General features: G+C 64.1%; 7 protein-coding genes. 3 read left to right on the top strand and 4 right to left on the bottom strand.

Features of this window, described 5'->3' with window-relative positions; genetic code table 11:
• Window positions 1-999: TIR domain-containing protein (locus tag IAE77_RS29345; RefSeq protein ID WP_294234976.1), on the bottom strand; the 999-nt coding region annotated here is incomplete at its 3' end.
• A 694-nt stretch (window positions 1,000-1,693) separates the two neighbouring features.
• Here IAE77_RS29345 and IAE77_RS29350 point away from each other — a divergent pair.
• From IAE77_RS29350 to IAE77_RS29360, 3 genes are all read left to right on the top strand, one after another.
• Window positions 1,694-2,488 (top strand): hypothetical protein, encoded by a 795-nt coding sequence (locus IAE77_RS29350; protein ID WP_294234977.1) that lies wholly within the window; start codon window positions 1,694-1,696, stop codon window positions 2,486-2,488.
• Between the two features lie 864 nt (window positions 2,489-3,352).
• The gene (locus IAE77_RS29355) at window positions 3,353-3,565 is read left to right on the top strand and encodes a CsbD family protein (protein WP_294234979.1); all 213 of its coding nucleotides are present in this window, start codon (window positions 3,353-3,355) and stop codon (window positions 3,563-3,565) included.
• 308 nt (window positions 3,566-3,873) lie between these two features.
• Window positions 3,874-5,376, top strand: a complete 1,503-nt coding sequence (locus IAE77_RS29360; RefSeq protein WP_294234981.1) for an FAD-dependent oxidoreductase — start codon at window positions 3,874-3,876, stop codon at window positions 5,374-5,376.
• 14 nt (window positions 5,377-5,390) lie between these two features.
• Here the strand turns inward: IAE77_RS29360 and IAE77_RS29365 are convergent, their stop codons facing one another.
• The 3 genes from IAE77_RS29365 to IAE77_RS29375 all read right to left on the bottom strand — a co-directional run.
• On the bottom strand, window positions 5,391-5,798 hold the full coding sequence (locus IAE77_RS29365; RefSeq protein ID WP_294234982.1) for a hypothetical protein: 408 nt from the start codon (window positions 5,796-5,798) through the stop codon (window positions 5,391-5,393).
• Complete coding sequence (locus IAE77_RS29370; RefSeq protein WP_294234984.1) at window positions 5,771-7,117, bottom strand: YhjD/YihY/BrkB family envelope integrity protein; 1,347 nt, start codon at window positions 7,115-7,117, stop codon at window positions 5,771-5,773. Before IAE77_RS29370 ends, IAE77_RS29365 begins: the two co-directional genes overlap by 28 nt.
• A gap of 150 nt (window positions 7,118-7,267) precedes the next feature.
• Window positions 7,268-9,476: ATP-binding protein (locus IAE77_RS29375; RefSeq protein ID WP_294234986.1), on the bottom strand; the 2,209-nt coding region annotated here is incomplete at its 5' end.

The raw sequence follows: 9,476 nt of genomic DNA on the forward strand, positions 1-9,476 counted from the left end.
TCGGGAGTCCATGGGGGTTGGAATGGCTGTCTGAGAGACTCCGCTACCCACCCAAAACAGCGAAGCGCCGAATAATACCGTTTCGATGGGACCGTGAACAATTCGCTCCCCCTTGCCGCCACGTGCCTTTTCATCGAGTTCCTCCCGCCCCAGCTTATCAAGAAGAGCCTTGTCGTTGAGTGCCAATTTAGCCCGCTCCATTAAGAATGTCTTACCTCGCCCCCAGTGTCCAAATATGGCGAGCGAGAACTCCCCGGGATCATTCAAACGAAAAAGGCGGGCCAACACCTCAGCGTAGGCAGCTACATTCAAGCATGATTCGTCATCGTCTGCGCCACGTCTCAGATTTAAATCCGCACCACGCCAGAAAAATTGTTCTCCAGAATCCTCGCGAGTTCGGCGCGCTGCTCCGCCTGCCAAAGTTTCTTGCCGCGAATGAAGAATCGAGACCAATTCAATACGAACCTCAGTCAGCGTGCCTTCATGTTCGGCCGTCCGATTGGGCATCACGCGATTCAATCCATTGGATCGGACCTCAAAAGATGACTCCGATTGTCTGATTGCCTTCACCAAAGACTCGATGCCTTCCTCATGCGTCATCTCGCGAAAATCCAAGTAGCGTCGCGAGCGGAATATGCCTCCCGCATCGTCAAGAGCTGAGTCCGGAGGAGTTCCCAACAAAACTGGCAACAGCCGTTTTTGAAGGGACTGCGCTTCTAGCGCAATGCGCAGATGATTTGGTCCCCACCCCGCTGCCCCTAGGAAGACCAAAACCACACGCGAATCGCGCAGCTTTTGTGATTCCACGTCTTGCCACGGCTCCCCAACAGCGATGTCGCGGCGCCAAAAGTAGGTCGTAATCCCCCTTAATTCCAAGTCTGCCGTTATCACCTCTACATTCTTTTCCTTCTCATGGTACAGGATGAAAGCGTCGAGACCTCTGTTGCCTTGAATGGCCACCCCGGAATCGGTGGGGTTGCTAGATGCATTGGGTGCCATGCGAATTACTTCCTATCCAAGCGAAGAAGCGTTCGGATAGCAAGAACAGCTTTGCTGGATGCCGGATCCTTGGTGGTCAGTGCGAGATAGCGGATGCGAAACCATGTCTCGAACGCCACACAGTATTTCCCTACCCCGATTCGGGGCGGATCAGCGAATCCCCACCTTCGCCAACCACGCCAGCGTGTGTTCAGGCCAGGCTTTGGCGTCGCGGTCGCAGTGGAGGCCGTAGCCGTGGCCGCCGGTGGGGTAGAGCAGGAATTCGTGCGCGATTTTGGCCTCCAGCAGCGCGGCGTGGTAGATCTGGCTGCCGACGACGTGGCTCTTGTCGTCGTGGCTGTGGACGATGAGGGTGGCGGGATGGCGGCCTTGTCATCGAGGTCGGCGGAGGGCGAAGGGCGGAGGGCGGAGGGAGCGCGGACGCCCTCGTCCGCTGGACCCGTCCTTCGGAGCTTCAGCGAAGAAGGATGGATGGACCTGTCCTTCGAAGCTCTCCGAGCGAAGAAGGATTGATGGAGGAATGGATGGGGGGGAGGTGAAGCTGGTGGGAGGAAAACGCTCGGAGAACGGTGATCTTGGCTGAATGGAGGGAGCCAAGGGGGGCCTTCGCCGCCTGCGGCGAGGCCCTGGACCGTCCTGACGGCCTTTCCCGGCCGCCCGTCGCGAACTCCGGACGGCGGTCCGCGAATTCCCGGTGTCGTATCGCGAATTCCTGACGGCGCGTCACGAGTTCCTGACGGCGCGTCACGAACTCCTGATGGCGCGTCGCGAACTCCTGACGGCGCGTCGCGAACTCCTGACGGCGCGTCGTGAATTCCTGACGGCGCGTCGCGAACTCCTGACGGCGTATCGCGAACTCCTGACGGCGCGTCGCGAACTCCTGACGGCGCGTCGCGAACTCCTGACGGCGCGTCGCGAACTCCTGACGGCGCGGCGCGAACTCCTGATGGCGCGTCACGAACTCCTGACGGCGCGCCACGAACTCCTGACGGCGCGTCACGAACTCCTGATGGCGCGTCGCGAACTCATGACGGCGCGCCGCGAACTCGTGACGGCGCGCCGCGAACTCGTGACGGCGCGTCGCGAACTCCTGACGGCGCGCCGCGAACTCGTGACGGCGCAACAGGGAACGCTGACGCGGCAACAGCGTACGGTGATGCCGCAACAGGGAACGATGACGCCGCAACAGGGAACGATGACGCCGCAACAGCGTACGGTGACGCGGCAACAGCGTACGGTGACGCGGCAACAGCGTACGGTGACGGCGCAACAGGGAACGATGATGCGGCAACAGCGTACGGTGACGCGACAACAGTGTACGGTGACGCGGCAACAGCGAACGGAGACGCGGCAACAGCTTACGGTGACGCCGCAACAGCGAACGGTGACGGGGCGTCCCACCGACGGAAAGGCTCCTGTCTTTGCTCACCCGGACCATTATCGGGCTCATCCGGAGAACCCCCAAACCGACCCTGTTTTCCTAGGTTGACCGTCCAGGCGTGGAACAGGCCCCTCCGTCTCCCTCAGGTGCCGCAGGCGTCGGCCGTTGAGGGTGATGTGAGGGAATCCGCCCGGCTGTCTGGCTCTGGCGAGCCAGCCTACGCCGCCCCAGACTCGGCTCAGCGAGCCGTGCTGCAGGCGAACACGCCCCCGTCCCAGAGTCGGCTCAGCGAGCCGAGCTACAGCCGGAGCCCACGGCTCAACGAGCCGAGCTACAGGCGAGTCCTCGGCTCAGCGAGCCGAGCTACAGCCACCGCCGGTCTCAAAGTCTCATCGTCTCCCAGTCTCAAAGTCTCAAAGTCTCATGGTCTTCCGCCCCCGGCTCTGGCGAGCCAGCCTACGACACCTCCGAACCCTCGGCTCAACGAGCCGAGCTACAGCCGCCGCCGGGTCTCACAGTCTCCTCTTCTCCCAGTCTCAAAGTCTCATTGTCATCCGACTCCCCGGCTCTGGCGAGCCAGCCTACGGCACCGCCAGGCCCTCGGCTCAACGAGCCGGGCTACAGCCGCTGCCGCCGGGTCTCACAGTCTCCTCTTCTCCCAGTCTCAAAGTCTCATTATCATCCGACTCCCCCGGCTCTGGCGAGCCAGCCTACGGCACCTCCGAACCCTCGGCTCAGCGAGCCGAGCTACAGCCGCCGCCCTCCGCCCTTGGCCCTTCGTCATTCGTCATTCGCCCTGATGACCGGTCGTCTGAATGACGGCGTGGCGATCCTGCTGCCGTGCGGCCGTTTGGGGGCAGGAGGAGAAAGCCGGGATTCCCCTGACGGCCAGAACGGGCGCAGCGCACGATCCCCGATGCCGCCCGATGGTGGCAAGAAAACCACATCAACAATCCCCAACCTGAATCCGGCATGAATGCTACCGAAGCCAAAGGCAACTGGAACATCCTCAAGGGCAAGCTCAAACAAAAGTGGGCGGACCTGACTGACGACGACCTCGCGAACCTGGAAGGCAAGTCCGACGAACTCGTCGGCCGCATCCAGAAGCGCACGGGCGAATCACAGGAGAACATCGAGCGCTACCTGAAGGAGCAATGCGACTCCGAAGGGTGCAACTGCGCCTGATCGCGCCCTCCCTGCCTCCAGCCGGCATGTGTCGCCAGACGCGTGCCGGCTTTTTCATGCCTGCGCGGCAGGTTTTTGCGAACGCAGGCAAACAAAGAGTCCTGACCGGGGCCGTGAGTCTCGATCAGGACTGGTGGCACTTCCGGCAGGATTCATTCCATCGCTGGTCCGAGCCTGCTTTCGATGCCCGTTGATGGATTCGCACGCGCCGGGGATCTGGATGTCTGTTTTCGAAATCGTTGTGGCAGCCACATCGGCACGGCTCGCTTTGACGGCGGGGGCGATAATCCAGGAAGGACCGTGTCATCATGAAACAAGCCTCCGCCTGGGAACTGCCCCATCCCCCATCGTTTCCGCCCGTGTCGAAAGACATGTATGCCGACGTGCTGATCATCGGCGGTGGCATCACCGGGGTGACAGCGGCCTATCTGGTGGCGAAAACGGGGCGCTCGGTGGTTTTGCTGGAGAAAAACCGGCTGTGCAGCGGCGAGACGGGCCACACCACGGCCCACATCAGCTATCCCACGGACCTGCGTTTGAGCGACCTGGTGAAAAGCTTCGGCCGCAATCATGCGGAGGCGGTGTGGGATGCCTGCTTCGCGGCGGCGGAGGAGATCCGGCACCACGTGTGCGCGGAAAAGATCGATTGCGGGCTGCGTCACGTGCCGGGCTACCTGTATGCCGCCGCCGATGCGGGCGAGGCCGAGCTGGAGCGTCTGCAACGCGACGTGGCGCTGGCGAACGAGATGGGATTCGATGCCTCCTACGTCGTGGGCTGTCCGGTCACCGGGCGGCCTGCGGCACGCTTCGCCAATCTGATGAAATTTCACCCGACGAGGTATGTCACCCAGCTCGCCGCGGCGGCGGTGGCGCACGGCTGCCACATTCACGAGGACAGCGAGGCGGCGGAGTTCAACGGCGATGAACGCAGCGTGCAGTGCAACGGCCGCCGCATCTCCTACCATCGTGTGCTGATCGCCACGCATGTGCCGTTGCAAGGCGGCGCCGGCACGGTCAGCGCGGCGCTGCTGCAGACGAAGCGGGCCGGCTACTCCACCTACGCGCTCCAGGCTGACATCGAGGGGCGTGTGCCGGAGGCGCTGTGGTGGGACACGAGTGATCCGTATCTTTATCTTCGGAGCGATGCCACCGACGACGGGGTGAAGGTCATCATCGGCGGTGAGGATCACAAAACGGGCCAGAGCACCGACACGGAGGCCTGCTACACGGCATTGAGCGCGCGTCTTCATGCGCTGTTCCCCGCCGCGCGTGTGACGCATCGCTGGTCCGGCCAGGTGATTGAGACGGTGGACGGCCTGCCTTACATCGGCGAGCACGCGGGGCAGTTCATCGCCACCGGATTCTCCGGCACGGGCATCACCTACGGCACGCTGGCGGCGATGATGTTCCTCGATCACGTGCAGGGCATCACCAATCCGTGGACGGAGCTCTTCCGTGTCGAGCGCAAGGAGCTGTCCGGAAGCTGGAGCTATGTGAAGGAGAACAAGGACTACCCCTACTATCTGGCGAAGAGCGTGTTCATGGGCGAAAGCCGCGATCCTGCCAGCCTCGCGGCCGATGAGGGCGCGGTGCTGCGGCTGCACGGACAGAAAGTCGCCGCGTCGAAGGATGCGGAGGGCCAACTGACGCTGCTGAGCGCGGTCTGCCCGCACATGGGCTGCGTGGTCACGTGGAACGCGGCGGACCGCACGTGGGACTGCCCCTGCCATGGATCACGCTTCGCCGCGTCGGGCGCGGTCATCGCCGGACCGGCGGAATCGCCGCTGGAACTGATCGCAAATGCGAAGTGACGGCCAGACTGACCTCACGAGCCGTGCGGAGTGTCGTGGTCGTGTCCAAGATGCTGTTTCAGCACCTTTTCGACGAAGGGCGTGACCACGAGCGGGACGAGCGCACGACCGATCTGCCCGGCGATCATGCCACCGATGGCGCTTTTCAGCGTCTGAGCCGGTGCTGGCTCCGGTTTCGGGTGGTGCGGGTGCTGTTTCTCACGCTGGCGGCGCATCAGCAGCAGGGTTGGGATCAGGCCGATGGCAAACGCCCCTGCGAGCAACACCCAGGGATGATGCGCCACGATGTGTTGGAGCGCCGCCTTCGGTGTGGCGTGCGCGCGCAGCCAGCCGGCCTCCGCGCTGATCTCCATGCGGCTGCGTTCCAGCAGTTCCAAGGCGGCCTCCCGGCTGCTCAGTGCTTCTTGTGGCCGTGTAGCCATGCGCGGTCCTTTCTGAATTCGTTGAGGGTGTCGCCAAACCAGCGTGCCACGGCGATGCGCCGCCACAGCCACAGCGCCACGAGCAGCGCGAGGAGCACATGCAGGCCGCCGGTGATCACGGAGGCCTTCACCCAGGCCCAGCCGGTGTAATGCGCCAGCCAGCCGACCAGCGCGTTCGCCAGCAGCAGCCAGCCGGCCAACAATACGGTGCACGCGACCACCAGCAGCACGACCATGCCGATGATCTGCCGGAAGGCCTCCTTCGCCTCGAGGGTGAGCAGGACGCCGCGTCCTTCGAAATAGCGCAGCAGCGGCGCCATCAGCGGAGAGGACGTGTCGCGCTGCGTGCCGGCGGACGTTTCCTCCTGCGGCGGCGGCTGTGCCTTGCCGGTGTGGCCGTGTTGATCCAGGCCCTCGTTGAGGCGCTCGTCCGCGCCCACCCATTGCGCATTGCCCGCAGGGCCGATGATGCGCCCGCGTGCCCGCGCATAGACCTGCGTGAATTCTGCGCCGAACAGCAGGATGCACGAGGCATAATAGACCCACAGCAGCAGCAGAACGATGGAGCCTGCCGCGCCGTAGGCGTTCACCGTGCTCTCGCGGCCGAGATACCAGCTCAGCGCCGTCTTGCCGATCTCAAAGAGCAGCGCCGTGATCACCGCGCCGATCCAGACATCACGCCAGTCCGTGTGCACATCCGGCAGCACCTTGAAGATCCAGGCGAAGAGCGTGGTGGCCACCGCCATCGACACGATGAAGGTCGCCACCGTCCAGACCAGCGGCGGCAGCTCGATCACATTTTCCAGCCGGTGGTTCAGCGTGGCGACGGCGGTGCTCAGCAGCAGCGACACCAGCAGCAGGAAGCCAATGACCAGCACCATGCCGAATTTCAGGATCTTCCCGCGTGCGAAGGCACGCAGATCGAAGTCCTCCCGCGGTTTCACCTCCCAGATCGTGTTCAGCGCGTCCTTCAGCGCCCCGAACACACCGGACGCGCCCAGCAGCAGCACGGCAAAGCCGGTGATCGTGGCCGTCACGCCCTCCCCCGGCCGCGCGGCGCTTTGCACCATCGACTGCACCGCCGCGGCGGCCGGCGCCCCGATGTAGGTGCGCAGTTCCGACTGCAACTGGCCGGTGACCGCCTTTTCTCCGAACACGAGCCCCGCCACGGCGATGGCGATGACCAGCAGGGGGGCGATGGAAAAGACAGCGTAGTAGGCCAGCGCGGCACTGAGGCGCAGCGCCTTGTCCGAGATCCAGGCATCCGCGGTGCGCTTCAGCAATCCGGCCCAGGTGATGGTGATGGCAGCGGCATTCATCCGATGAGTGCGTGCCGCGGTCTAGTGACGGGCACGTTGTGAAGACATCGAAATGGCCCGCCGCTTCAGATGGGTCTGTTTGCAGCGGATTCCCGCATGGGGCAGCGCCTGAGACCTTGATCCATGCGATTCGATCCTGGCCTTCTCCCCTCAAGACCGGTCCGCCAGATCGCTGGAGAGGCGGAGAATGACCTGCTTCAAGGTGCTGAACTCGACGGGTTTCGTCAGATGCTCGCAGAATCCGGCCTCGCGGCTGCGTTGCACGTCCTCATCCGTGCCGTAGCCGCTCATGGCGATGCCCGGCACGTTGCGGCGGGCACGCACGCGGCGCATCACCTCGCGTCCATCGCCGTCCGGCAGGCCGAGATCACTCAGCACCATGTCAAAGGACTCGCGGGCGGCCAGTTCCACCGCACTCGCCACGCTGCCGGCCGTCAGCACGGTGCAGCCCATGCTTGTGAGCAGCCGGGTGAGCGTGCGCAGGGTGTCCGCGTGATCCTCCACCACCAGGAGGCGGAGCTTCGGCATGCGCTGCCCGGCCGGTGGTGCCGTGAGGCGGATGCGGGCGGTGGAGGTCAGCACTTTGCCGGGCAGTTCGATGATGAAGGTGGCCCCCTGCCCTTTCCCGCCGCTTTCCGCGCGGATCGTGCCGTGATGCAGTTCGACCAACGCCTTGCTGATGGCGAGTCCGAGCCCCAATCCGCCGAATTTTCGCGTCACCTTCGATCCGCCCTGCTCGAAGGCATTGAAGATGTGCGGCAGCCGCTCCGGTGGAATGCCCACGCCGTTGTCCTGCACACGCACCTCGGCATGCGTGCCATCCACCTGCCGTGTGGTGATGCGGATCAGTCCGGGCTGCGAACTGAACTTGATCGCGTTTTTGAGCACGTTCCACAGCACCTGCTGCAGTCGTGCTGGATCACCGGACACGACGCCTGCGGACGGATCCAGCTCCGCCTCCAGCCGCACCCCGCATTCATGGAGCTGGGGCCGGCAGATCTCGCAGGCATGCCGCACGACCTCGTTCAGATCGACGGGCTCGATCTCCAGCTTCAACTTGCCGCTGGTGATGCGGCTGATGTCGAGCAGGTCGTCGATGAGCTTCGTTTCCAGCTCGATGTTGCGCTTCATCATCGCCAGATCCTCGCGCACCCCCTCGCTGATCCCCTGATCGTGCTCCAGGGCGCCCAGGGCCATGAGCACCGGCGTCAGCGGCGTCCGCAGTTCATGGCTGAGCACGGCGAGGAAGCGATCCTTCGCCCGGGAGGCCTGCTCCGCCTCGTCACGGGCCAGCAGCAGGCGCTCCTCGTTCTCGCGCAACTGCTTCTCGGCATCCTTCAAGGCGGAGATGTTCACGCAATACATGCGCACATGCTGCGTGCCCGGCAGGTGGCACAGCGACTGGATGAACCAGCTTCCATCGGCGAACACCTCCCGGCCCATCGCCTCCACCCGGCCTTCCAGCAGCGGCCGCGCGGCTTCTTCGATGCCCTGGAGGAAAGGATGGTCCAGCCCCAGCGATTCGAGATCTGGAAAACGGCGCACACAGTAGCGGTTCGCGTAAAAGACACGGCGTTCGGCCAGGTCCACCTCGATCACCGGATTGGGATTCTGTCCCGGGAAATCGGCGAGCCACTTCACATGCTCGTCCGCCTGCCGTTTGCGGGTGATGTCTGACACCGTGGCCAGCCACGCCCGTCGGCCGTTGAAGGTGAGCTCCAGCACACGCGGCTCCACAAACAACACGGTGCCGTCCTTGCGCCGGTGGCGGTGCGCCTCAGGCAGGCCACGCTGCTTCCGCAGTGCCACCACATCACCGCTGGCCGGCATGCTGGCGATGAGGTCCCGCGCTTCCGCCACATCCTCCGCCGGACGGATGTCCAGCAGCGTGAGTTTCGCGAATTCCTCCCAGGAGTAGCCGTAAAGCTCCAGCACGGCGTCATTGGCGGCCAGGAAGCGCAGCGATTCCGCGTCCACCACGAAGGTGGGCAGCGGACTGCGGTCAAACAGCAGGCGATGGCGCTCCTCGCTCTCCCGCAGCGCCTCCTCGGCCCGTTTGCGTGCGGAAATATCGCGCTGGGTGCCCCACACCCGCCGCAGCCGGCCGTCCTCCACCACGCCGGTCATGCTGTTGGAGAAATGCACCACGTTTCCCGCCGCATCACGCTCCGCGGACTCGGCATCCACGACGCGATAACCGGCGCGGATGATGGAGGCGATGAACTCGCGTGCCTGCGGATCCTCCGGCGGCAGCATGAAGTCGAGTTTTTTGCCAATCATCTCACCGGCGTCCTTCAGGCCGTACATCCGGGCCATCACGTCATTGCATTCCGCCAGGCGGCCGTCGCGATAGGCCAGC

It is taken from the genome of Prosthecobacter sp., assembly GCF_014879935.1.
Taxonomy (GTDB): domain Bacteria; phylum Verrucomicrobiota; class Verrucomicrobiia; order Verrucomicrobiales; family Verrucomicrobiaceae; genus Prosthecobacter.